Annotated in this window: 23 protein-coding genes; 12 read left to right on the plus strand and 11 right to left on the minus strand. The window is 61.5% G+C overall.

Features of this window, described 5'->3' with window-relative positions:
• Positions 1-33 precede the first annotated feature (33 nt).
• Positions 34-1,950 carry a glycoside hydrolase family 15 protein gene (locus VUN82_23905; GenBank protein ID XAS72079.1) on the plus strand — a complete coding sequence of 639 codons (1,917 nt, stop codon included), beginning with the start codon at positions 34-36 and terminating at the stop codon, positions 1,948-1,950.
• A gap of 9 nt (positions 1,951-1,959) precedes the next feature.
• On the opposite strand, the gene VUN82_23910 is transcribed toward VUN82_23905, so the two are convergent.
• Positions 1,960-2,181, minus strand: a complete 222-nt coding sequence (locus VUN82_23910; protein ID XAS72080.1) for a hypothetical protein — start codon at positions 2,179-2,181, stop codon at positions 1,960-1,962.
• A gap of 191 nt (positions 2,182-2,372) precedes the next feature.
• Between VUN82_23910 and VUN82_23915 the strand changes: the two genes are divergently transcribed.
• Together VUN82_23915 and VUN82_23920 are read left to right on the plus strand one after the other, a co-directional pair.
• A complete protein-coding gene (locus VUN82_23915) occupies positions 2,373-2,810 on the plus strand; it encodes a hypothetical protein (GenBank protein ID XAS72081.1) in 438 nt (145 codons plus the stop codon).
• 81 nt (positions 2,811-2,891) lie between these two features.
• The gene (locus VUN82_23920; GenBank protein ID XAS72082.1) at positions 2,892-4,112 is read left to right on the plus strand and encodes an MFS transporter; all 1,221 of its coding nucleotides are present in this window, start codon (positions 2,892-2,894) and stop codon (positions 4,110-4,112) included.
• On the opposite strand, the gene VUN82_23925 is transcribed toward VUN82_23920, so the two are convergent.
• Entirely contained in the window at positions 4,076-4,972 is an 897-nt protein-coding gene (locus VUN82_23925; GenBank protein ID XAS72083.1) for a helix-turn-helix transcriptional regulator, read from the minus strand. The two genes, VUN82_23920 and VUN82_23925, sit on opposite strands and share 37 nt — an antisense overlap.
• 183 nt (positions 4,973-5,155) lie before the next feature.
• On the opposite strand from VUN82_23925, the gene VUN82_23930 reads away from it, so the two are divergent.
• The 3 genes from VUN82_23930 to VUN82_23940 all read left to right on the plus strand — a co-directional run bounded on the left by VUN82_23930 (position 5,156) and on the right by VUN82_23940 (position 6,814).
• A complete protein-coding gene (locus VUN82_23930) occupies positions 5,156-5,620 on the plus strand; it encodes a phage tail protein (protein XAS72084.1) in 465 nt (154 codons plus the stop codon).
• A gap of 124 nt (positions 5,621-5,744) precedes the next feature.
• On the plus strand, positions 5,745-6,305 hold the full coding sequence (locus VUN82_23935; protein XAS72085.1) for a hypothetical protein: 561 nt from the start codon (positions 5,745-5,747) through the stop codon (positions 6,303-6,305).
• A 2-nt stretch (positions 6,306-6,307) separates the two neighbouring features.
• A complete protein-coding gene (locus VUN82_23940) occupies positions 6,308-6,814 on the plus strand; it encodes a hypothetical protein (GenBank protein ID XAS72086.1) in 507 nt (168 codons plus the stop codon).
• 285 nt (positions 6,815-7,099) lie between these two features.
• Here VUN82_23940 and VUN82_23945 read toward each other — a convergent pair whose 3' ends face one another.
• On the minus strand, positions 7,100-7,855 hold the full coding sequence (locus VUN82_23945; protein XAS72087.1) for a polyprenol monophosphomannose synthase: 756 nt from the start codon (positions 7,853-7,855) through the stop codon (positions 7,100-7,102).
• A 243-nt stretch (positions 7,856-8,098) separates the two neighbouring features.
• Between VUN82_23945 and VUN82_23950 the strand changes: the two genes are divergently transcribed.
• Entirely contained in the window at positions 8,099-10,153 is a 2,055-nt protein-coding gene (locus VUN82_23950) for a DUF222 domain-containing protein (protein XAS72088.1), read from the plus strand.
• A 212-nt stretch (positions 10,154-10,365) separates the two neighbouring features.
• On the opposite strand, the gene VUN82_23955 is transcribed toward VUN82_23950, so the two are convergent.
• Together VUN82_23955 and VUN82_23960 are read right to left on the minus strand one after the other, a co-directional pair.
• Positions 10,366-11,553: a 4-hydroxybenzoate 3-monooxygenase gene (locus tag VUN82_23955; protein ID XAS72089.1), complete on the minus strand. Its 1,188-nt coding sequence runs from the start codon at positions 11,551-11,553 to the stop codon at positions 10,366-10,368.
• Positions 11,554-11,662: 109 nt separating this feature from the next.
• On the minus strand, positions 11,663-12,403 hold the full coding sequence (locus VUN82_23960) for an IclR family transcriptional regulator (protein XAS72090.1): 741 nt from the start codon (positions 12,401-12,403) through the stop codon (positions 11,663-11,665).
• Positions 12,404-12,580: 177 nt separating this feature from the next.
• Here VUN82_23960 and VUN82_23965 point away from each other — a divergent pair, with 177 nt between their 5' ends.
• Positions 12,581-13,849 carry an aromatic acid/H+ symport family MFS transporter gene (locus VUN82_23965; GenBank protein ID XAS72091.1) on the plus strand — a complete coding sequence of 423 codons (1,269 nt, stop codon included), beginning with the start codon at positions 12,581-12,583 and terminating at the stop codon, positions 13,847-13,849.
• Between the two features lie 14 nt (positions 13,850-13,863).
• Here the strand turns inward: VUN82_23965 and VUN82_23970 are convergent, their stop codons facing one another.
• The 3 genes from VUN82_23970 to VUN82_23980 all read right to left on the minus strand — a co-directional run bounded on the left by VUN82_23970 (position 13,864) and on the right by VUN82_23980 (position 15,854).
• Positions 13,864-14,286: an Hpt domain-containing protein gene (locus VUN82_23970; protein ID XAS72092.1), complete on the minus strand. Its 423-nt coding sequence runs from the start codon at positions 14,284-14,286 to the stop codon at positions 13,864-13,866.
• Positions 14,279-15,031, minus strand: a complete 753-nt coding sequence (locus VUN82_23975) for a signal peptidase I (GenBank protein ID XAS72093.1) — start codon at positions 15,029-15,031, stop codon at positions 14,279-14,281. The genes VUN82_23970 and VUN82_23975 overlap by 8 nt, the downstream gene beginning before the upstream one ends.
• Positions 15,032-15,248: 217 nt before the next feature.
• A complete protein-coding gene (locus VUN82_23980) occupies positions 15,249-15,854 on the minus strand; it encodes a TasA family protein (GenBank protein ID XAS72094.1) in 606 nt (201 codons plus the stop codon).
• Positions 15,855-16,105: 251 nt separating this feature from the next.
• On the opposite strand from VUN82_23980, the gene VUN82_23985 reads away from it, so the two are divergent.
• Together VUN82_23985 and VUN82_23990 are read left to right on the plus strand one after the other, a co-directional pair.
• Positions 16,106-18,505 carry a nitrate reductase gene (locus VUN82_23985; protein XAS72095.1) on the plus strand — a complete coding sequence of 800 codons (2,400 nt, stop codon included), beginning with the start codon at positions 16,106-16,108 and terminating at the stop codon, positions 18,503-18,505.
• Entirely contained in the window at positions 18,502-18,963 is a 462-nt protein-coding gene (locus VUN82_23990) for a hypothetical protein (protein ID XAS72096.1), read from the plus strand. The genes VUN82_23985 and VUN82_23990 overlap by 4 nt, the downstream gene beginning before the upstream one ends.
• Before the next feature lie 33 nt (positions 18,964-18,996).
• On the opposite strand, the gene VUN82_23995 is transcribed toward VUN82_23990, so the two are convergent.
• Positions 18,997-20,229, minus strand: coding sequence for a hypothetical protein (locus tag VUN82_23995; protein ID XAS72097.1), 1,233 nt, complete (start codon positions 20,227-20,229; stop codon positions 18,997-18,999).
• Between the two features lie 176 nt (positions 20,230-20,405).
• Here VUN82_23995 and VUN82_24000 point away from each other — a divergent pair, with 176 nt between their 5' ends.
• Both VUN82_24000 and VUN82_24005 read left to right on the plus strand, forming a co-directional pair.
• The gene (locus tag VUN82_24000; GenBank protein XAS72098.1) at positions 20,406-21,086 is read left to right on the plus strand and encodes a helix-turn-helix domain-containing protein; all 681 of its coding nucleotides are present in this window, start codon (positions 20,406-20,408) and stop codon (positions 21,084-21,086) included.
• Positions 21,087-21,171: 85 nt separating this feature from the next.
• Entirely contained in the window at positions 21,172-21,882 is a 711-nt protein-coding gene (locus tag VUN82_24005; protein ID XAS72099.1) for a hypothetical protein, read from the plus strand.
• 128 nt (positions 21,883-22,010) lie between these two features.
• Here the strand turns inward: VUN82_24005 and VUN82_24010 are convergent, their stop codons facing one another.
• Both VUN82_24010 and VUN82_24015 read right to left on the minus strand, forming a co-directional pair.
• Positions 22,011-22,271, minus strand: coding sequence for a GlsB/YeaQ/YmgE family stress response membrane protein (locus tag VUN82_24010; protein XAS72100.1), 261 nt, complete (start codon positions 22,269-22,271; stop codon positions 22,011-22,013).
• 135 nt (positions 22,272-22,406) lie between these two features.
• Positions 22,407-22,808, minus strand: a complete 402-nt coding sequence (locus VUN82_24015; protein XAS72101.1) for a hypothetical protein — start codon at positions 22,806-22,808, stop codon at positions 22,407-22,409.
• Between the last annotated feature and the right edge of the window lie 13 nt (positions 22,809-22,821).

Here is a 22,821-nt window from a genome sequence, read left to right on the forward strand (position 1 = left end):
TCGAGACGCCGTCCGATTTAAGGATCTGATGCCATGGCCAGAATTGAGGACTATGCAATCATCGGGGACTTGAACACGGCCGCCTTGGTGGCCCGCGATGGATCCATCGACTGGATGTGCCTGCCCCGTTTTGACTCCCCCGCCTGCTTCGCCGCCTTGTTGCATACCCCTGAAGCTGGTCGGTGGCTCCTCGCGCCGGCAGATGCAGGGGCCCGGAACAGTGGAAACTGCACCCGGCGCCGCTACCGTCCGGACACCCTGATCCTGGAAACGGAATGGGAAGTGGACGGCGGCGCAGTCCGTGTCACCGACTTCATGCCCGTCCGGGATGACGCTGTAGATCTCGTTCGGATCGTGGAGGGCCTGTCCGGCGAGGTGGCCATGCGCGGGGAATTGATTCTCCGTTTCGACTACGGTCGCGTGGTGCCGTGGGTACGTCGCAACAAGCACGGAATCAGCGCCGTGGCGGGGCCCGACTCCGCCTATCTCACCACGCCCGCTCCGCTCAAGGGCCAGGACAGGCGCACGATCAGTGAGTTCACAGTGCGGGCCGGGGAACGCATCCCGTTCGTGCTTCGCTGGGCACCAAGCCACGAGCCGGAGCCCCGGCGTATCGACGCCGCCAAAGCATTTCACGCCACGGAATCCTTCTGGCGCGAGTGGATTGACCGAAGCGAGATGGAGGGCAAGTACAAGGATCCGGTGGAGCGATCCCTCATCACCCTCAAGGCCCTGACATATGCCCCGACTGGAGGCATCGTTGCGGCTGCTACAACGTCCCTTCCCGAGCAACTGGGCGGTTCCCGTAATTGGGACTACCGCTATTGCTGGCTGCGGGATGCAACACTGACCCTGCAGTCGTTGCTTGCCGCCGGATACACGGAAGAAGCGGCAGCTTGGCGGGAATGGCTGCTCCGTGCCGTGGCGGGCGATCCTTCGGAGCTGCAAATCGTTTATGGCTTGGACGGCGCCCGCAGATTGCCGGAGGCCGAGATTCCGTGGCTTTCGGGCTACGAAAATTCCATGCCGGTCCGCACCGGGAATGCCGCCGCCCCCCAGCTGCAATTAGACGTTTGGGGTGAGGTGTTGGACGGGCTCTCCCTGACCCGGGCGGCTTCCCCGCCGGGCACCGTTGACACGTCCTGGGACATCCAAGTGGCGTTGATGGAGTACCTGGAAGGGGCTTGGAACCAGCCGGACAACGGGCTGTGGGAGATGCGAGGCCCCCGCAGGCATTTCACGCATTCCAAAGTCATGGCATGGGTAGCTGCAGATCGCATGGTCAAGGCCGTAAGAACCTCGGGGTTGCCCGGTCCCGCGGACCGCTGGGCGGCGCTGCGCAGGCAAATCCACTCGGAGGTTATGACCCGCGGTTTCGATGAAGAGCTCAACAGCTTTGTGCAGTCCTACGGCAGCAAGGAATTGGACGCCAGCCTGCTCTTGATCCCCCGCGTTGGCTTCCTGGGGCACCGCCACCCACGCGTTGCGGGAACGGTGAAAGCCATACAGGAAGGCCTGACCGAGGACGGCCTGGTACTGCGCTACCGAACCGAGTCAGGCCACGACGGCCTGCCCGGCGAAGAGGGAGTCTTCCTTGCGTGCTCGTTCTGGCTGGTGGATGCGCTACTCGGCATTGGCCATACCGGCCAGGCAACGGCGTTGTTCGAGCGGCTGCTTACGCTCCGCAACGATGTCGGGCTGCTCAGCGAGGAATGGGATCCCAGAACCCAGCGCCAACTCGGCAATACTCCCCAGGCGTTCAGCCACTTTCCCCTGATCCACTGCGCCCTGCAACTCCATCACGGCGAAGCCCACGGCAGTGACACGCCGTTGCGCAGCCCGAAACACCCGGAACAAGGTACCGACCAGCTCCCACAACAGGCCATCTCCGAAAGCGGCCCGGGCACCGATCATCCGGCGCCAAGAAAGCGCCCCGAACCCAGCCGCTAAAAAACGCAGTTACGATTCCGTCTTTTGATCGTCCGGATCCGCGGCTTCAGCCTTGTGCTTGGCTTCCTCCAAATGTTGATCCAGCTTGCGCTCGGCCTCCCGCCGACGCTGGCCGATAGTCCTCATCTGTTGTGTGGTCGGAGATCCAGCGTCGGTATCCTGCCACTGATCGCGTTCCTCTGACCCTGCGCCCTCGGGCACGCCGGGGCTCTTCTTCTCTTCATCGCCCATAAGGAAATCGTCCCATCGCGTGGGCTTCTGCGGTAGGACCAGTGGCTGGATAAACGCCCGACGGCGACCTCCCGCCGTCGGGCGTTTTCACCCCGAACCCTTGTCATCCAGAGCCCACGGCGTCTAGGCTCAAAGCGGAGAAATCGTACTTGTGCCCAAGGTATCCGGTCTCCACTTGTTACAGGATGATCATGCCTGCGCAATCAGCCCACCCTCCTTTTCCCCTCTCCCCCTTGCCTTCCGAGCCCTTCTGCGACCAGTGCGGAACGGATGAGCACCTCCTCATCGAAACCATCGAACTCATCCAAACCGGCGGTAAAGCCCCCGGATCTACCGCAGGGTTGATCCACGTGGAGTATCGTTGCCAAGCTTGCGGATTCTCGCGGTCCCACGCAGCAGAAGTGGCCGACGTCGCCGATGTCCTGATCCGCTCGGATGAACCCCTGGGCGTTCTGCAATTCGGACGCCACCGTCTCCACTGTGGGGTGCCTATGCACACGGGCCCCGGGAAACTCCACCTGATTTCCTCAGGCGCCACAGGCCGGGCAGATCCGGAGCTTGAGACCTACTTGAATACCCGGGTGCTGCATTGCGATGAGTGTGGGTTCCAGATGGAGATACCGGACTAGCGCACATTTTCCTGGCTGCCGAAAAGAGTCCCTCCGAGACCGGGACTCCCTCAGGCCCGGCGCCTGTGATGGTCTGGAACCATGACCACTGATACCCGGCGCGCACCATCAACCCGTCGCCTGCCGCTTGTTACCTATGTGCTGGCTGCGGGCGTGTTCCTCATGGGCACCACAGAATTCGTGGTGGCAGGGATCCTTCCAGAGATCGCCCAGGATCTGGGTATCACGGTAGGAAATGCCGGGCTGATGATTACCGTCTTCGCGGTTGGCATGATCGTTGGAACGCCCACCATGTCGATCCTCACCCTCAAGATGCCGCGACGCGTCACGCTCAGTCTCGCGTTAGTGGTTTTCGCCGTCGGGCACGTCATCGTCGCGCTCACCACCGACTTCGCAGTGATACTCGGTGCCCGGTTCCTGACGGCTCTGGCCACTGGCGCGTTCTGGGCCGTCGCCGCCGTCGTGGGTGCTAAGGCGGCCGGTGCCGCTTCAGCCTCCCGCGCGTTGGGGGTGGTCCTGGGCGGCGGCATGCTCGCCAACGTGATCGGCGTTCCGTTGGGGGCGTTTGCCGGCCAGTCGATCGGTTGGCGGGGTCCTTTCTGGATCCTCACCGTCCTGGCACTCATGGCGGCAATTGTTGTTTACCGTTTGGTCGGCGTCGAACCTTCCTCTGGCCCCATCCCCTCAGTCCGGGCCGAGATCGCGAGCATGCGTGACGCGCGGGTCTGGCTTGTGCTTGCAGGTTGCGCAATCGTGTGCGGATCCTCCCTTGCCGCTTACAGCTTCATCTCTCCGCTCCTGACACAGAACACCGGCATGGGGGCAGCAGCAGTTCCGCTGGTGCTCGTGGGCTACGGCGTCGGAGCGTTCATCGGCTCCAACCTCGGCGGCCATTTTGGCGCGCACCGCCCCTTCACGGCACTGTTCGTCTCGGCAGCAATGACGTTTCTAGTGCTCGGGGCTCTCTGCCTACTCTCAGGCAACGTCCTGCTGACGGTGATCCTCATCTTCTTGCTGGGCCTGTTCGGCATGGCAACCAACCCCATCCTCATAGGCAAAGCAGTCGGGTATGCCCACCGCGCACCCACGCTCGCCTCGGCCCTCAGCACGTCCTCGTTCAACCTCGGCACTGCAGTGGGCTCGTGGATCGCAGGCTTCGCACTTGAGTCGGCGCTCGGCGCCACGGGTCCGGTGCTGGTGGGTACCTGCATAGCGGCACTGTATTTTCTCCCGCTCACCATTCTGTGGCGGAAAGAACGGTCACCTCAGCCGTCCGAGGCAGCCCTCTCAGGCTCAGCTTGAGCTGTGCTGCCGTACTCGCTGGCAGCCCACGAGGCGAGCAACTGCAGTCGCTCCGCCGAAGCCGATCCCGGTTCCGCACTGTAGATCGTCAGGGTCAAGCCGGGCTCAGCGGCCATCTCCAACCCTTCAAAAGCAAGCGTCAGCTCGCCCACAACGGGGTGATTGAACGTCTTGAAACCCGTCCCATGATGGCGGACGTTGTGCGCACCCCAGCGTTTCCGGAACTCATCGCTGCGGGTACCCAACTCACCGATGAGGTCATGAAGTTCCTTATTGTGGGGATCGCGACCGGCTTCGGTCCGCAGGATTGACACGGTCACCTCGGCGAACGCATCCCAATCAGGATAGAAATCATGAGCGCGTTCATCCAAGAACGTGAAGCGCGCGATGTTCGGTGGTTGGCCTGGCATGTCATAGCAGTCCTTATAGAAGGCCCGGGCCAAGGGATTGACCGCCAGCAGATCCATCCGGCCATTTCGAACGAACGCCGGACCGGCGGTGACAGCATCCAGCGCCCATTGCAGGCTCTGATGCGGAACATAGGACCTGGAGTTGCGGCGGCGCGGCGGCCGGGCCACCGGACTGGCCGCGTGGGCGAGGTCGAATAAGTGGGCCCGCTCGGCGTCGTCCAGGCACAACGCCCTGGCGATGCTCTCAAGCACCTGCGGGGAAGCTCCGCTGATCGCGCCCCGCTCAAGGCGCGTGTAATACTCCACGCTCAAACCGGCAAGTGTGGCTACTTCACTTCGCCGCAAACCCTTCACACGCCGGTTCGTGCCGGCGGGCAGTCCAACCTGCTCAGGGGCCACCTGGGCACGCCGAGAGATCAGAAATTCGCGGACCTCCGCTCGATTATCCATAGGCTCCACGCTAGGCCAAAGGGGTATCAGGAGGGAGTCCCTCCCGATACCTGCTTCGACAAACGCACGACGGCGACCTCCCGCCGTCGCGCGTTTCCCTCACCCAAATTCCTTGCCCAAGTACGGCGCGGTGTCAGTGTGGGACGTTAGGGTTGGTCCCAAGACATCTGACGAGGAGAGCAATTGCCGTACATCGTTGACTTCAAGAACGTTTCCACCGAGGGCCTGGAGTCTTCTCCGGTTGCCGAGGCGCTCGCAGGGTTGCGCGCCAACGAGGCCCGTTACTACAAGAACAAATACGACCACGACTTCACCGTGAGCCCCGCCAGTGAAGTCCCTGAAGTAGTAGATCGGGTAAGCCGGATCCTGAAGGAAGAGCGGGACATCGTCATCGAGTCCCGCCCTTTGGAGGCGACGGCCTTCGAAGTGGACGGTTTGCGCATGGATTACGTGTTCTACGAGTCAGGGCTGTCCATCAACGTCATGTACAGCATCGAGGACGGCGGGAAGCGGGCGGTCGGTTTCAAACTCACTGACGGCATGGACGTTCCGGAAGAACTGGAATCGCGCTTCAAGTTCGCCCGCCAGAAATCCAAGCTGGCAGGGGTGATCCGGGGTTCGTACTTCGTGATCAAGGGTCAATACTGACCGCTGGCTGTGAATATGGGCCCTATGCCAACGGGCGGGGACCCTCTATTCTCTTGACATGGGCGTTTGGGGAGCGTTGAACCGAACCAAACCTGGTTGCAACGGCATCGGGCGCAGGTGACTCATGGATCCCCACAACAAGGTCCCTCCCCCGGACAATTACGCCGCGTTCCTTGCTCGGCTGGATGCGGCGACCACAAGCCTGAGCACCCGGGCGAGGGCCTTGGACAAGGCGTTGACTGCGGTCTCGCTGCTCTTGGGACGATATCAACGGGCCCTTCGTGGTTGGGAACGGAGATTGGTCCGCGTCAATGAGGAACTAGCCCGTCATTCCGGCGAGCCGCAGACGTCGGCGGCCCTCAATGAGCTCCAACGAACTGCTGTTCAGATGGAGTCAATGCACAGTGCACAGGTTCTGCGGCTCACAGAGAAACTGTCACTCATGCAAGGACGACTCGACGCCATCGGCCGGTCGGTCCGGGAGCTTGAAGTCAGCAGAGCCAAACTGGATACGTCCCGTAGGTTGTCACAGGACCGCGAAAACCTGAGCAAGGCCCTCTATGAACTTGCTGGTACCGGCGGTGGCGGCGCGAAGGTCCCCGATCTGGGATTGCGGAATGATCTTAAGGAAGCACGCGAGGCAGTAATTCTGGCCGAAGCACTCCTGGAAGTGAAGGAATCCTGACCATGGAGAACACGCCCGACGCTGTTGAAATCGTGCGCTGGATGAGGAAACCCGGCGACAAACCCATCATCAAATTTGTCACTTTCAGCATTCTTGCTGTGATCCTGTGGCTGGTACTGATGATCTTCATGGCTGCCCTGAGAAGCTTCATCCCCGCGGCGATATTCACAGCCGTGTTCGCTGCGATCCTCACTATTCCGACCATCGCCGCCCAGAGGAGCCTGATGCGGGGCTTGGCAAAACGGATCAACGACACCCTCGCGGAGCTAACCGGAAGCTTCGACGACAAGGTCTCCACAAAGCAGCTACGGAAATTGATCAAGAGCGGCGAACAGCTTCCACTGCTCATCAACGGGGTTCCCGGTTTGCGGCTGCACGTGAAGAGGGTCGCCAGTGCCAAGGAAGACGGCTCCGAGAAACTCCTCGCAGTCATCACGGTTGCTCCGGTGAGCAGTGGCACTGCCAGCTTTGACCGGCTGCTCGAGGCGGCGTTGTACGGAGGACAGTAGCGCGGGAGCTGGCCGCCAGGAGGCTGCTGAATTAGTCGCGCCGTGGGGTGCGTCGGCTGGACTCGTGGGGCTGGTTGCTATGACTGTTCCTATCCAACCGCAGGCACCGTCCGACGGGGCCATCGACAAAAAATCGTTGGATGAAGCCCGGGATCTGAGGCAGAATAAGGGTAAGCGGGCGGAACGACCCCGTTGTCGCACCCAAGGGTGCTGACCAGAACACGCCGCTAGACGGCCATTGGTGGCGTTCCGCCCGCCCCAACCACCCGCTTATTCAGCAGTCTCCTAGCCCTTGGGCACTAGAACGGGCCTGTCACGTTTCAGGCGAAGCTTCCATGGCGTCAGCGCAGATTCAAGCTGCTCCCGGAGATTCATTTTGGAAGCCCCCTCCACGCGTTCTTCAAAATGAATGGGCACCTCGGTGATCTCGAGGGCCCGCTGAGCGGCCCTGTAGTTCATCTCGACTTGGAAGGAATAGCCATCACTCTTGATCGTTGAGACGTCAATGAGGCCGAGGGCTAAAGCACTCCAGGCTTTATACCCAGCCGTGCAGTCCTTCACTTTCAACCCCAAGATCACGCTCACGTAGAAGTTGGCCCAAGCGGAGAGGGCCTTTCGGTGCCAGGGCCATTCCGACGCCGTAGAGCCCCCGGCAACATAGCGCGAGCCGATAACAACGTCGGCATTCTCCTTCAGAATCTTGTCAATCATGGCTGGGATTGCTGCCACCGGATGGGATAAATCAGCGTCCATTTGGATGACAATTTCTGCATCTTGTGCCAACGCCCGGGTCATCCCAGCCACGTACGCTCGGCCCAAACCATCCTTTTCAGCCCGATGCAGCACGGAAACGGCGCCGTTCGATTTCTTTGCCAACCTGTCTGCGACCTCCCCTGTCCCATCTGGGGAACTGTCATCGACAATGAGCACGTGGAGATTCGGAATGCCCAGTGAATCAAGCTGGGACGTCAGTAGCGGAAGATTCTCCCGTTCATTGTAAGTCGGTACGACAACGGTGACTTTTGGTGCTGTAGTGGTCAAAATATGGGTCCCCAATTCGGTTTCAGAAAGCGCTCGGTCCGTGCTGAACTGCACATGTCCGGGCCGGGTCAGTCTATTGATATCGCAGGGGCAATCTGAAACCGGGCCCACGCCAATCCGTGGGGCAAAAATGTCTGGCTCTGGACACATGGTTGATCCATCGAGACGGTTGGGGAATCTTGCGCACCGCGGCCAGCGGCTCTGGGTCCTAAAAATGTCAGACCCTGGTGAGAGGGTTTATTCATGGCAAGCATTGGGGAGATTGTGGCGCGACGGGCAGCGATGTCTGGTGCCACGTTGCGCCCCCGAAGAGTTCCCCGAGCAAGCCACACCGTTCCTGCCAACGAGATGGCGGCCCATGAAAGCCCGACGGCGGTAGTCACCGATTCGGACAACCCCAGGGGCATTTGGCTGCTTCGCGGCATTGAACCAGAGCCCGTCTCTGAGCCTGATGAAGTGGACCGTGAAGTCGAGCTGGTCCGCGGCGTTGAACCGCAATCCTTCGCCCCCATTGATGAAGTGGACCGTGAAGTCGAGCTGGTTCGCGGCGTTGAACCGCAATCCTTCGCCCCCATTGGTGAAGTGGACCCTGAAATCGCTCCTGAAGTCGCCTCTGTTTCCCCGGGAACTGACGATTTCCCTAGGTTTAGCGTTTCCCACGGGCTTGACGGTGCGCTGGGACTTGAGGGTGCGCTGACTGAAAGCGTTGAGGCGTTGGAATCCCTGCGTTCCTTCACCGTAGGCGGTGCCCTGACATTCGGGTTCACCGAGGCCGCGGGGTTCGCCGGGCGGGTGGAGGAGATTGCCCGGACCGTGGAGTACCTGCAGGTCATCGCGGCGCACGCCGTGGAACGGACCCGCACGCAGGCCCAGCAGGCACGGCCCTCATCCGCGGCCGGCACGGGATGGCAGACAGGCTGGACCAACCCCGGAACCACCGCTTCGGACTCAGCCGGGGCTGTTGCTGGATCCGATGCTCCTGATGGATCCGCTACTACTGCGGGGCCAGGTGTTGTGGCTTCGGCAGTAGTTGTTACTGCGGCGGACGCTGGAGCGGTGGCCGAGGATGGCTACCGGAACGCCACGGAATTCCTCCGCGCGAGCCTGCGGATCAGCAAAAGCGAAGCCAACCGCCGCCTCGCCCTGGCCTCCCAGGTCCTCCCCCGGACCGGAATCGCCGGGCAACACATCCCGCCCCGCCGCGAAATCCTCGCCCAAGCCCTCGAAACCACACAGATACCCACCCGGTCCGCGACCATCATCAGCAGCGCACTGGAAAATGTCCGGCTGCTCACCGATGACGACACCCTCACCCGGATGGAACACGCCCTCACCGCCACAGCCATTGAATCCGACCCGGACTTCGTCACCAAAATGGCTAAACGCTGGGTCGATTCGATCGACCAAGACGGTCCCGAACCGTCCGAGGAAGTTCTCCGCCAACTCCAAGGCGCGTTCTTCCGCCGCCGACGCCGCCACGGGCTCCACCACATCGAAATCTTCGCCACCGCCGAACAATACGAAACCCTCACCACCGCCATGAACGTCGCCACCAACCCCCGACTCACCACCGGAGACAGCAACATCAATGGCGAGGGCGGCGGGACGAACAATGCCACCGGCGAAGGCGACGAGAGCGGTGACGGGAGCGGCGGCGGTAACAACGAGGCCACCGGGCACAACGAAACCACGGGCCCGGATCTGGACCGGCGTTCCCGGCCCATGAAACTCCTCGACGGACTCGTCGGAGCCTGTGCCGTCGCGATGACCACCGGGAAACTGCCAGCCAACGGCGGACTCCGACCCCAACTCACCCTCACCATCGACGAACGCGACCTCTTCGAACGACGCAACGACCATCAACGACTCAGCACCGGGACAGCAACGTTCCTGGGTCCGATGCACCCCAACACCATCCGCAAAATCGCCTGCGACGCCGACATCCTTCCCGTCCTGCTCGGCAGCGACTCCCGCGTCCTGGACATCGGCCGGACCACCCGGGTCTTCCCGCCGCACATCCGCAAAGCCATCACCGCCCGTGACGGCGGCTGCGCGTTCCCCGACTGCACCATGCCCGCCCCCTGGTGCGAAGCCCACCACATCACCTACTGGTCACACGGCGGCACCACAGGAACCGAGAACGGCACCCTGCTCTGCAGCCACCACCACGGCGTCATCCACAAAGAACAGTGGAGGATCGACATGACCACCGGCGTGCCCTGGTTCACCCCACCACCACACATCGACCCCAAACAAACACCCCGACGCAACCACCACCACACACCCCTCAGAACATAGGAGTGTGTCGCGTTCAATTGCGCCCCGGCTGCCTCGCTAAACAGCAGTGGCTATCTAACTGACGCCAAAAGCTCACAGCCGAAGGTGACAGCCCGAAGGCGACTGACCGAAGTGACAGCGCGCCGTCGAGCGCTCGTAAACTAAGCCCCGGACGTAAGCTGTGCCCCGGACGTAAGCTGAGCCGCGGCACTAAACTCAGCCGCGGCGGGCCCTCACCGCGACGTCGGCCAGCCCGTGTATGACTCTGCCAAGTACGCCTTGGCGTGCTCGGACGAGACCACGGAATGCAGCTCGCCGAGCTGGCGGGCGCGGTCAAAGTCGTCTGCGCCGGGAACGGTATGCAGCATGGAGGTCATCCAGTAAGAGAAATGCTGGGCCTTCCACACACGGTCCAGGGCGCGATCGCTGTAGGAATCCAGCAGTGCGGTGGAACCGGTGGAGTAGAAGGAGTCCAAGCCTTCGAACAGCACCTTCACGTCGTGTATCGCGAGGTTAAGGCCCTTGGCGCCGGTGGGCGGAACGGTGTGTGCGGCATCGCCGGCAAGGAAAAGATTGCCGTGGCGCATAGGAGTGTGAACGAAGCTTCGGAACGGCAGGACCATCTTTTCCAGGACAGGGCCTTCGTTGAGCTCAAAGCCGTTGCCGTTTACACGTTTGCGCAATTCGGACCAGATGCGTTCATCGTCCCAGTCGGCCACGTTTTCCTTGGGGTCGCACTGGAAGTACATGCGCTGTACTGTCTCGGTTCTCTGGCTGATCAAGGCAAAACCGTGCTCGGAGTTTGCATAGATCAGTTCGTCAGAGCTGCGCGGAGCCTGGGCCAGGATACCGAACCAAGCGAACGGGTATTCGTGGAAGAACCACTTCCGGTTGGCTTCGGGGATCTGGAAGCGGCAGTGGCTCCGGGACCCATCAGCGCCAACGAGGAAGTCGGCCTGAATCTCGAACTCGTGGCCCTCCGAGTCAGTGAACCAGACTTTCGGCTGACCCTCGAGATCGTGAACCGTGGTGTCTGTGACGCTGTACCGAACGTCGCCACCGTCGGCCTCGCGCCGTGCGGCGAGGTCGGCGAACACGTCCGTTTGCGGGTACAACCATACGGACTCACCAACCAACTCTTTGAAGTTGATGCGGTGACTTTCGCCGTTGAATCGCAACTCGATGCCATCGTGCCGGTCACCTTCGCGCAGCACCCGGTCTGAGACGCCGGAGTCCACCAGCAGGTTGACAGTGCCATGTTCCAGGATGCCGGCGCGAACAGTTTGGTGGATCTGTTCGCGGCTGCGGACCTCCACCACCACGGATTCGATGCCTTGCTTGGCCAGCAAGTGGGAGAGCATGAGCCCGGCCGGTCCTGCGCCCATGATGGCGACTTGAGTAGTAACGGTAGTGCGTGCCATGGTGTTCCTCGCTTCGTTGCGGTCCCGCTGGGACGGGATGAGCCTGGAATCAGTGTGGCGCGTGCCGGGTGACCGACGTTACATGGATTCCGTTCAACGGAAACCCATATCAATCCCTAAGTTGTCTGCCTATGCCCCGGGCAGCGGTCTGTAGCGCCGGAACGAGGGCCTGCAGCCGCATCTCAGCCAAGGGCACCACCACGCCAAGGGCCGCTACAGAGCGCCGCTTGCCGTTCATCACCGGCACCGCGATACCCCAGGTGTCCGGATCAACGACGCCCGCCAGTTGCGCATAGCCCAGCTGCGCGGCCTCCGCCAACAGGTGCCGTACGACGTCGGAAGTCACCTTTCCAGCCGGGTCATGGAACTGTTCGAGGTACTCCGCCTGCAAGTCTCGGGACTGGTGTGCCATCAGCGCAAGGCCGGCGGAGGAAATGTGGACCGGCATTCGACCGGCGACGCGTGCTCGATTGGCAACCGAGCCACGACGCGAAAGTCGCTCCACGAACAGCGCCTCCCAGCCCTCAAGCACTGCGAGGTTTACGTTCTGGTTCAAGACTTGCTGAATATCCTCCATGAAGGGCATGGCCGCTTGGCGGAGTGCGAGCGTGGGCGAATTTCTGTTGACGAGTTCCCACAATCGGAGCCCGAGCCGAACGTTCCCGCCAGCACCAAGTTCCAGCAAGCCATGCTCGGAGAGTTGCCGGACCAGCCGGTGGGCGGACGACAACGGGAGGCCGGACCTATCGGCGAGTTCGCTCAGTTGCAGCGAGGCGGCGCCTTCGGGGAAGGCTTCAATCACCCGAACTACGCGATCCACCACAGAGTCGCCAGATGCTGAGTTGGCCACGATGCGCTCCTTGCTGCTGTTCCTATGTCAGACGCCTCTTCTACCAAACGTCAGTGCGCGTCTTCCATTCAATGGTAGAACGTGCTTCAGGTTACTCCCGTCGGTGATACAACTCTCATAACTGACCGGCCGTTCTGCTGGCCACATCCACTCTCAAGACGAACTCCCGAGGACACTATGCCAACGATGCCATCTGCCCGCCGCTCCCAATGGCCAGTCTGGCTTTGCTGGCTAGCCATGGTCTTGGACGGCTTCGACCTGGTGGTCCTGGGGACGGTGATTCCAACGCTCATCAAGACCGGCGACATAGGCTTTGACGCCGTTGGAGCTACCTTCGCTGCAACTATCTCCTTGGTAGGCGTGGGACTCGGCGCCCTGTTTATCGCTCCGCTGTCCGATAAGTTCGGCCGACGGAAGCTCTTGATCGCCTGCGTAGCGGGCTTCTCACTCTTCACAATCGGAGTCGCTTTCGCACCCAACGTGGCGGTCTTCTCGATCCTGCGCCTTCTGGCAGGCCTTGGGCTCGGCGCTTGCCTTCCCGCCGCCCTCGCGTACATGAACGACTACGCACCGGCAGGATCAGCCGGAAAGTCGACCACGCGGACCATGACCGGATACCACGTGGGCGCCGTTGCGACAGCGTTCCTGGCCATCCTCGTGGTCCCCAACTGGCGCCTCATGTTTATCATTGGCGGCATCGCAGGGCTGGCGCTCCTTCCATTCCTGTGGGCAAAACTGCCGGAGTCGCTCCCCGAAGCAGCCCCCGTCAAGGTGGACGAAACGACAAAGGCGGCACCCGGCGTCGTGCCTTCCACTGGCGGCAAGCAAAAGACCGGGTTCCGCGATCTCCTGCAAAAGCCGTATCCGCTGGTGGCCGTGGGAATTGGCCTCGCGTCGTTCATGGGATTGTTGCTGGTTTATGGCTTGAACACGTGGTTGCCGCAGTTGATGGCAGCTGCGGGTTACACCGTGAGCACAGGCCTGACGCTGCTGCTGGTCCTCAACCTCGGCGCCGTGGCCGGGCTGGTTTTAGCCGGAATTCTTGCCGACCGGCATGGAACCAAGAAGATAGTGCTGCTGTGGTTCGGGCTTTCAGCAGTGTTCCTGGCCGTCCTCAGCGTAAAGATCCAGAGTGAGTTCCTGCTCAACGCCGCGGTGTTTGTCACCGGCGTCTTCGTCTTCAGCTCGCAGGTTCTGGTCTATGCATGGGTCAGTCAGCTGTTTCCGCCGCGACTCCGGGGAACCGCACTCGGGTTCGCTGCCGGCGTCGGACGCCTTGGCGCGATCGTTGGTCCTGCCGTGACTGGAACACTGGTGGCCGCAAACATTGCCTATCCCGCCGGCTTCTACGTGTTCGCCGCAGCGGGACTCTTGGCTGTCACAGCACTGCTCCTGGTGCCTCATCAGGTCAAAAGTCCTGAACCCGTGCCAGCGGGAGAACGGTAACCGCCGGTACGACGCTAAGTGCTCCGCTGTCCCTCCAGCTTTCCGGACTGTGGGTGAAGCGACTCGCGGGCCTTGCCCAACAGCTGCGGTCCGGCCGCGTAGCAGCGATCGGTATATTGACGGAGCGCCGGAAGTGCCTGGACGGCGTAGTCGAAGTGTTCCTCACGGATCATCGACTCGATGGCCTTGCACTGGTCCTCAGTCTCAAGCGCGCCCACCATTGCCGAGGAGATCTTGAGGCTCAGCACAGCATCCATGCTGGCATCGGCGTCGTGTTGGCAGAGGCCGTTCGAGATCCTCAGGAGCCTGCCCGGCAACATCGAAAGGTAAGTGGAGAGGAAACGCAACGCCGGGGTGGGGTCTCCCATTTCATCGGCCAGGGCCTGCAACCTGCACGGTTCCAGAGCCGGAACCTGACCGTCTGCCTCGTCAGTCATGGCTGGCTGCTTGTGGCTGCGCGGTGTCTTCCAACGTCGACTTGCTGGGGTCCTTACTCCAGATGGAGGCGAGCATCCCGATGACCAGGATCCCGGGCGCTCCATACATCAGGATGTTCAGGACGAGCGGTTCACGGAGGGCACGAATGGCATTCCCGACGTAAGGGATGGTTGCGATCTGCTTATCCACCGTTTTGCCCTGCAGGGTGGCGATCCATGGATCGATGCCATTATTCGCGTCGCCCTTGGTCTGGACGGCTACGCTGCCATCGGCTGTAGTGGTGATCTCAGTGATGCGATGCGTCTCCACCCGCTGGTCTTCAACGGGGATGTGGTAGGTGATGATGTCGCCCACCTTGAGGTCGACGATCGGCGTCGGAACGGTCACGACGACGTCGCCCGGGTTGATCAACGGCGCCATCGACCCTGTCAGCATCGTGGAGGTTTGGTAGCCCAGGATTCGCGGACCGATCGCCAGCAAGAGGAAAACCAAGGCCGCCACGGCCAGCATGGTGAAACCGAGGAATTTCATCGTCTTAGCAGCGATACGGCGGAACGCACCCGGGGCCGCGGCGGCTTTGGCTGGAATCGCGGCTTTGGCGGGGGTCTCGACGGCGGTTGTCGCGGGTGCCGCTGTGGGCTGCTTCACCCCGGCGGTGGCTAAAGTCATTGACGTCTTTGCAGGCTTTGCGGCTGAACGCCGGCCCTTGAGGGCGGCTCCGCTGATGCTGGTCAGTGCGCTCATGGTCCTGGCGTTCCTTCCTGTGTTGGTGATCTTCTGTTCGAGTCTGGGCTATCTGGCTCAGGTTTCCTGCCGGAAAGCCTCAAGTCTGGCTCAGGAAATACCGGCGGACCTGATCGGGCAGGGGGGCGCCCGACCAGGCCCGGCGGGGCTCTGTGGTGATGCTTGAGGTGGTGATGCTTGAGGTGGTGATTCTTGCTCTGGTGTTACAGGGCTGGCGCTACTTGATGGTTTCGGTGCGCTGGGTGCCGGTGAAGGCGAAGGCGATGGTGCTCGTGGCGCCCTGGAAGGTGTCGTTGGCCGTGGTGGGGAACGCGGTGGTGACCTTGAGGTAGTCGGTTTTGGCCGAGGTAAGGGCGGTCAGGTTGTTCAGGACCTTGTTCGCGGTGATCACCGGGGCGGCGGCCATGACCGTGGTCTTCGTGCCCGTGCAGGTGTAGGGGGCTGCGGCGCCGGTCCAGGCGACCGAGCAGTTCTCGATGGTCAGCTGCAGGCCGTTGGTCACATCCGTGGTGAGCAGTGAGGCGGTGGCCCCGGCGGAGGTCGTGAGGGTGACGTTGTTCAGGTCCGAGTTGCCGGTGTTGGCCAAGGTGACGAGCTTTTCGACTTTGTCTCCGGGCAGCAGGCCCGCGACGGGGACATTGAGAGTGTTGTTCGCTCCGGTGCCCAGGGCGATGGTGACGGTGCCGGCGGTGACTTGCTGACTGGCCGAGGTGGAGGAAGTGAACGCGCCGTAGGTTCCCATGCCGGCGACCGCGGCTGCGGTGCCGAGCAGTGCGACGGAAGCGAGGACCTTGCCGGAGGTGGTCTTGAGGCTGATGGCCATGGGAATCAGTGTCCTTTCGGGAGGCCACCGCTGCCGGCCGGCCATTTCATGTGCCGGCCCTGAGTGGCTGACAAGAAACACTTTGCCGGGCCAGGATCAAGAACCACTCCTGCAATCCATCAACACTTGCTCAGGAAAAGATCAAGAGTATTTTTTCCTTTTCCCACCACATGGCAGGCGCTCTGGACTGATGATAAGCAACCTGATAATCCTGTAACGAGGGGAAAAGCCTAGATAAAGAGGTGGGATCATTGGTGGATCGCATTACGGATATATGGGGCGCTAGGACCCCGTTTGCGCGGGAAGCGGAGTGGCCCTCCCGCGTTGACTACGCCCTGCAGGAAGGCCTCACGGAGGGCGACGTCGACCACTGGGTCCAATCCGCCTGCGTGCTGTGCAGCAATGGCTGCGGCTGCGACATCGCCGTTAAGGACGGCGTCATGGTGGGCATTCGCGGCCGCGCCGACGACCGCATCAACAAGGGGCGCCTAGGGCCCAAAGGCCTTTTCGCAAGCTGGCAGGGTGTATCAAACAAGGACCGTCTCACCCAACCATTGATCCGCGAAGGCGGCGAATTGGTCGTGACTGATTGGGACACGGCCATGAAGCGGATCGTGGAACGCAGCAAGCAACTCTTGAAGGAGAAGGGTCCACTCAGCCATGGTTTCTACACCAGCGGGCAGCTGTTCCTTGAGGAGTACTACGCCTTGGGCGTGATAGGGAAGGCCGGCATCGGGACACCCCACATGGACGGAAATACCCGCCTTTGTACTGCGACAGCGGCATCCGCGCTCAAGGAAACGTTCGGAGCAGACGGACAGCCTGGCGCCTACGAGGATATCGACAATTGCGATGCGATCTTCCTTTACGGTCACAACATGCCAGAAACCCAGACCGTTCTATGGAGCCGCATCCTGGACCGACTTTCAGGACCCAACCCACCAAAACTCGTGTGCGTTGACCCGAGAAATACAGAGGCCGCCCGTTTTGCCGACGTCCACCTGGCCCTGCGGCCAGGGACCAATCTCGCCCTCATGCACGCCCTGGTCCGGGAGGTGCTGCAGAACGGCTGGGAGGATCCTGCCTACATTCGGGGCCACACGCTGGGCTACGACGAGCTGAAATCCACTGTGGAGGAATGGACGCCCGAGGCCGCTGCCGAGGTGTGCGGTGTCAGCGCCCACGACATCAGGACGGCAGCCCGCATCTTCGGCACCTCAGATCGGGTACTTTCCACCGTTTTGCAGGGGTTCTACCAATCATCACAGGCCACAGCTTCCTCCTGCCAGGTCAATAATCTGCACCTGTTGCGCGGCATGCTCGGCAGAGCTGGAGCCGGCCTACTACAGATGAACGGGCAGCCGACAGCACAAAACAACCGTGAATGCGGGGCCGACGGCGACCTCCCGGGCTTCCGTAATTGGCACAACCCGAAACACGTTGAAGAACTGGCCTCCCTGTGGAACGTGGATCCCGCGATCATCCCCCACTGGGCACCGCCAACCCATGCCATGCAAATCTTCCGCTACGCCGAGCAAGGATCCATTAATTTCCTTTGGGTTTCGGCTACGAACCCTGCCGTCTCCCTGCCCGAGCTGCCCCGGATACGCGAGATCCTGGCTAAGCCGGAACTGTTCCTGGTGGTGCAGGATCTGTACCTTACCGAAACCGCCAGCATGGCCGACGTCGTCCTCCCCGCTGCAGCATGGGGCGAAAAGACGGGGACATTCACCAATGCTTCCCGCGTGGTCCATATCTCTGATAAGGCCGTAGACCCGCCCGGCGACGCCCGCAGTGATCTGAATATTTTCCTGGACTACTCCAACCGAATGGGCTTCACTACCCTGGACGGCACTCCCTTGTTGACGTGGGCGGGGCCGGAAGACGCCTTCGAAGCCTGGAAGGAGTGCTCGCGCGGACGCCCTTGCGACTACACCGGTCTGAGCTACGCGAAACTGCGTGGTGGCAGCGGGATCCCGTGGCCCTGCAATGAGCAAAACCCGGAAGGCACCACCCGACTCTATACGGACGGCGTTTTTCCCAGCGATCCTGACTATTGCGAGAACTACGGTCACGACCTTTTGACAGGAGCCGAAGTGGAGCCGGAGGCGTACCGTGCCAAGATGCCCAAAGGCCGCGCTTGGCTTAAAACAACCAAGTACCATCCACCGCACGAGGAACCGGACGACGCCTACCCGCTCCGGTACACCACCGGGCGGACGGCATACCACTTCCACACACGGACCAAGACAGGACGCTCTCGGACCCTCAATGCGGCAGCACCAAGGATGTGGGTGGAACTCTCGGTCGAGGACGCTTCCGCGCTGGGGATCACAGAGGGCGACATCGTCCGCGTCTCGTCCCGGCGAGGCCTTATCGAAGCGCCGGCCCGCGTCAGCGGCGTCCGGCCGGGCACGGTTTTTGCGCCTTTCCACTACGGATACTGGGACTCAACGCCATCCAGCCCGCCTGATTCTGCCAACGATTCGCGGAAGACCGCAGCCAACGAGCTCACCATCACCGAGTGGGATCCGGTGTCAAAGCAACCGCTTTACAAGAATGCCGCAGTGAAAGTAGAGAAAATCCGCGACGGCGACGGACCGGCACCGGCGCCCAACACCACCGCTTCACGGCAAGCAGGCCAACAATGAACCTCAATATCTACCTGGGTTTACTGCATCAGGGCGAAGCCACCCTGGCCGAGTCCTTCCGGCAGGTCTCCGATGGCCACGGCTCCGAACCCGATATTCATTTCCTCTGCCAGTCCTTGGCCAAGCAGTGCGATAAGCACGAAGAACTCCTCCTCCCTATAGCGGAGCGGTACGGCAACGACACATCGGACCATGAGCCCGAGCGGCTCCACGCCGACGGTTTATCGGAAACGCGAACCGGTCCTGTCGGCCTCCTTCGCGACCTGCAGGACCTGTATCTGCTGGCGAGCTTGGTCGATGTCACGTGGACTGTGGTGAATCAAGCCGGGTCCGCACTTCGCGACGACGAGCTGCTCGCCGTCGTCGAACAGTGCCACAAAGAGACAGAGGTTCAGCTGAGCTGGTTGAAAACCCGGATGAAGCAGGCCGCGCCGCAAGCGCTGCTCGTCGCAGACTAAGGAGGTCGCAGACTAAGTAGATCGCAGCCTAAGTCAGCGGTGCAGCAGCCCCAGGATCGGGAGGGCGACCGCCGTCGAAATTGCCATGGCGGCGGTGTTCCCGGTGACCGGGTGGAAACCCTCCGGCAGCCGGGCCGAAATAGCCCTGGCGATGGGAGGGGCAAGCACGGCTCCAAGCAATGCACCGCCGATGATGCTCTGCCACGAGCCGTCGTAGGCGAGCACGGCGGCCGGCGCCACTGAGACCAGTGACGCGTAGGTGGCAGCCCACCCACCATTGCGGAACCAACCCCGCCAAAGAACAACGCCGATAGCCGAGGTGAGGGCCTGCGCGAACAGGATGTGCGGAACCAGGTTGGAACCGTAGGCAGGCAGTGCGGGATTCAGCAAGAATGCAGTCGCGACGCCAAGGATCATGCCCGCGCTGGCGAGTTCGTTGGCGAAGAATTGGGTTTCCGTGAAGTCAGAGAGGACCCGGCGCGCCGCCCATATGGCGTCCTTAAGAACAGGGTTAACGCCCGACGGCGGCTGGATGGCTTGCGGCTGCTGAGTCGAGTTGCGTAGGACAAGCCAGGGCAATTTCCGGGCAACAAGGAAAGCCATTACTGATCCCAAGGACATCGCGAGGACGTTCGCCACCACGACCGGCAGTCCCAGCGGCGCGGCGACCGTTGGGATCAGCACCAACGCGGAGGGCGTTACGGTGAAGGCGCCGAGCACAGCTCCGGTCACGCAGGTCCGCCAACCGGGTCCGTACATCAGGACCATTGCCGGGGCCACGCAAACGAAAGGCACGAACGTGGGCTGCCATCCGTCGTCGAGCATCCGGCCGAAAACTACGTTGGACATCAGCAGGCTGAGCGACGCCGACGTCAGCACCCACGGCCACAGTCCGGTGCCATACGTCAGCTGGCCAGCCCAGTTCTTGCCCCGTCGGCCAGCGAACCAAGCCAACAAAGCCCCAGCAAGCAACCCGCAAGCTGCCAGCTCTGATTTGTAGAACAGTGGCTCAGTCATGTCGCCAAAGAACCATCGGACCGCTGCAAAAGGTGAGTTGGTGATCGATGCAGCCCAGACTTCAAACGCCGGGCCGAGCCGCGGCGATTGCTGCGCGAGCGTGTGGAGGACAAGTGCAAGGACTCCGGCGAGGATGACCGCAGCCAACGCGCCCAACGCTGTCCCGATGGCGCCGAGCTCAGTTGCAGTCTTCTTCGGGGCAGGATCCGGCCGACGGCGGGGCGCGCCGTCGACAGCTGAGGTGAGCATCGTTGATAACCCTTAGCGTGCGATGTGGTGTAACTCGAAAGCAGCGTATAGGAGCTTTGGAGGCCGGCCACACTCCGGTTTCTGCGGGGGCTTTGTGACCGGGAGTGCGCAGAATGGTTCTTATTAGAAAACCATTCAGTATATACAGAATGGTTATTTTATGAGAACCTTTAAGCATGGATGTTGTCACCACCAAGGAAGCCGCCAAGCGCTTAGGCGTCAGCGACGTCGCCGTACGTAAAATGCTGAAGAGCGGTCGCTTGACGGACATGGGCATGGTGGGCCACACGATTCTCATAGACCCCGCTTCATTGCATCGTGCTCTGGAATCAGGAAAGCGCTCGGGCCGACTCTGGACGCCGAAGACCGCATGGGCTGCACTCTGCTTGCTCTCCGGAGACAAGGCACCCTGGATCGAATCAACCAGCAGGTATCGGTTGACGCGTCGCCTCCGCGATCTAAGTCCGGGAGAGGTTCAGCAACTTGCCAGGAATCGTGCAGGAGTGAAACGGTATCGGGCGACGCCAACTGCCGTCGACGCACTTCAGGAAGCACTGATACCAACTGCCGGCGCGGCGCTGCGCAATAACGAGATCGCTCACCGATTTGGGCTCGCCGGCGGAGGCGGATTCTTCGACGGGTACGCAGCGCCGGGAGATGGCAGCAAGATCGCCGCCGCGCTGGGAATGGTCGATGATCCCAGTGGAAACGTGACCATCCGGGAAACCTCGCTGTCTGAACCTTTCGTGGAGCAGACCACACCCCTGGCCGCCATCGCGGTGGACCTCATGGATTCCCTGGCTACCAGGGAACGTTCAGCTGGTATGCGCGTCCTTGAAGAGCTGCTCAATGGATGATCAAAATCGCCGGAATCTTGGCAAGCGGCCCACTCGCGACATACCCATACCAATTGGAGGTTGGGGAAGTCCATGGCCACAGTGCATGGAGTTGGCAAAGGCGCTACCTGCTACAAAGTGGACGCTGGTCGGTGGGCTCATGGTGCAACTGCATGCGGCCGCGGCAGGCCTTCGGGTCACCCGGCCAACGGCCGATGTAGACATAGTCCTTCATGTCGAAACGGGGGCTGTAACCGCATCCGAAGTCACCGAATCGTTGGGCGGACTCGGTTACGAACTGCAGCCATCCATCGATAGATCCGCCCCGGCGCACCGCTTTATCCGCGGCCAGGAACAAGTGGATGTTATGGTCGCTGATCATGGAGTCGCAAAGCCTCCCCAACGCCTTGGCGGACGAGACATTTTCAGGCTCCCGGCGGGCACGCAGGCCTTGCAGCGCACCATGTACTGCCAGATCACCACAGGTAAAGAAGCAGTGACTATCAGCATCCCAAACACGCTTGGCGCTTTGGTCCTGAAGGGCGCAGCATTTAGGGAAGACTCACGCGATGGTCGTCGCCATCTTGACGATGCAGCGGTGCTGGCCGCAACCATTACCGACGCCCTAAAGGTGGTGCCAGAACTGAAGGGCAGCGACCGCAGCCGTGTCCAAACAATCCACACAGCTTTGCTGGATCCTCTTCATCCCTCTTGGCTCATGCTTGAAGAACATGATCGAGTCGGCGCAAGGGATGCCTTGCGCATCCTGGCCTCAAATCCGCAAGGACTCGTTCTACCGATGGGGCTACGGCAGTGAATCCGCCGAACGCGCCAAAGCTTCCAGTCGCCGTCGAGCACTGTCAGGACTAGTACTGGCAGGACGAGAGCTACACGAAAACGGAGGCCCCGACGCCTTCGCGTCCGGGCCTCCGCAAGCTCGATGAATCAAGCCTTCCTGCGCGTGACCAATCCCCAGATGACCAGTACGATCAGCGCACCTCCGATTGCGAGCAACCAAGTGGAGATCGACCAGAATTCGTTGATGCCGACCTTGAAGATGGCACTACCGATCCAGCCACCCAGCACGGCGCCCACGATTCCCAGCAGGAGTGTTGCGATCCAGCCGCCTCCCTGCCTGCCCGGCATGATGGCCTTGGCAATGGCTCCTGCAATCAAACCCAAAACAATCCAACCAATGATTCCCATGTGTTTCCCTTTCTCGTACGTTGGCCTCGGTCCAGCACCAACAGGTGGCGCCGCCATCGGCCTGATTGCTAGCTGCCCGCGTGTGCGGCGAATTATCCCGACAACTGCGGGCAGACGTTTTGTAGGGCTTCCCTGTTACTGAAGGAGGGATTCAATCTCTCCAACTGGCAGTCCGGCTACTTCGGCAAGTGCCCGGGGTTCGACTCCGGCGTCGACGGCCTTCTTGAAAGCCAGGGCGAGAGTGTTCTGGGAAATGGCCAGCTCATGTTGAAGGCTTTGGCGGCGAAGTGCCGCGACCCAGACGCCGCTGACCGGGTCAAGGGCGTCAATGTCCATTCTGAATCCGCAACTGCAAGCCCACTCCGGCCATATTGGCTCCACGGTGATCCACTGCATGGAGTCGTAGCCGGGTCCTGCGGAGATAGCCATGTGCGAACCGCAGTGGACGGGGCCCATCGGCAGTACCCGTTCCGCAGCGAGGTCCACGCTATTCCCAGTCACTGGTGTGGAGCTTGGTTCACGCAGTGCGACTGTCATCGTCTTCTCCCAC

Source organism: Micrococcaceae bacterium Sec5.1 (assembly GCA_039636795.1).
GTDB lineage: Bacteria > Actinomycetota > Actinomycetes > Actinomycetales > Micrococcaceae > Arthrobacter.

Coding starts and splice junctions, on each gene's coding strand:
- VUN82_23905 (XAS72079.1), top strand. CDS start 34: ATGGCCAGAATTGAGGACTATGCAATCATCGGGGACTTGAACACGGCC.
- VUN82_23910 (XAS72080.1), bottom strand. CDS start 2,181: ATGGGCGATGAAGAGAAGAAGAGCCCCGGCGTGCCCGAGGGCGCAGGG.
- VUN82_23915 (XAS72081.1), top strand. CDS start 2,373: ATGCCTGCGCAATCAGCCCACCCTCCTTTTCCCCTCTCCCCCTTGCCT.
- VUN82_23920 (XAS72082.1), top strand. CDS start 2,892: ATGACCACTGATACCCGGCGCGCACCATCAACCCGTCGCCTGCCGCTT.
- VUN82_23925 (XAS72083.1), bottom strand. CDS start 4,972: ATGGATAATCGAGCGGAGGTCCGCGAATTTCTGATCTCTCGGCGTGCC.
- VUN82_23935 (XAS72085.1), top strand. CDS start 5,745: ATGGATCCCCACAACAAGGTCCCTCCCCCGGACAATTACGCCGCGTTC.
- VUN82_23940 (XAS72086.1), top strand. CDS start 6,308: ATGGAGAACACGCCCGACGCTGTTGAAATCGTGCGCTGGATGAGGAAA.
- VUN82_23950 (XAS72088.1), top strand. CDS start 8,099: ATGGCAAGCATTGGGGAGATTGTGGCGCGACGGGCAGCGATGTCTGGT.
- VUN82_23955 (XAS72089.1), bottom strand. CDS start 11,553: ATGGCACGCACTACCGTTACTACTCAAGTCGCCATCATGGGCGCAGGA.
- VUN82_23965 (XAS72091.1), top strand. CDS start 12,581: ATGCCAACGATGCCATCTGCCCGCCGCTCCCAATGGCCAGTCTGGCTT.
- VUN82_23970 (XAS72092.1), bottom strand. CDS start 14,286: ATGACTGACGAGGCAGACGGTCAGGTTCCGGCTCTGGAACCGTGCAGG.
- VUN82_23975 (XAS72093.1), bottom strand. CDS start 15,031: ATGAGCGCACTGACCAGCATCAGCGGAGCCGCCCTCAAGGGCCGGCGT.
- VUN82_23980 (XAS72094.1), bottom strand. CDS start 15,854: ATGGCCATCAGCCTCAAGACCACCTCCGGCAAGGTCCTCGCTTCCGTC.
- VUN82_23990 (XAS72096.1), top strand. CDS start 18,502: ATGAACCTCAATATCTACCTGGGTTTACTGCATCAGGGCGAAGCCACC.
- VUN82_23995 (XAS72097.1), bottom strand. CDS start 20,229: ATGCTCACCTCAGCTGTCGACGGCGCGCCCCGCCGTCGGCCGGATCCT.
- VUN82_24000 (XAS72098.1), top strand. CDS start 20,406: ATGGATGTTGTCACCACCAAGGAAGCCGCCAAGCGCTTAGGCGTCAGC.
- VUN82_24005 (XAS72099.1), top strand. CDS start 21,172: ATGGAGTTGGCAAAGGCGCTACCTGCTACAAAGTGGACGCTGGTCGGT.
- VUN82_24010 (XAS72100.1), bottom strand. CDS start 22,271: ATGGGAATCATTGGTTGGATTGTTTTGGGTTTGATTGCAGGAGCCATT.
- VUN82_24015 (XAS72101.1), bottom strand. CDS start 22,808: ATGACAGTCGCACTGCGTGAACCAAGCTCCACACCAGTGACTGGGAAT.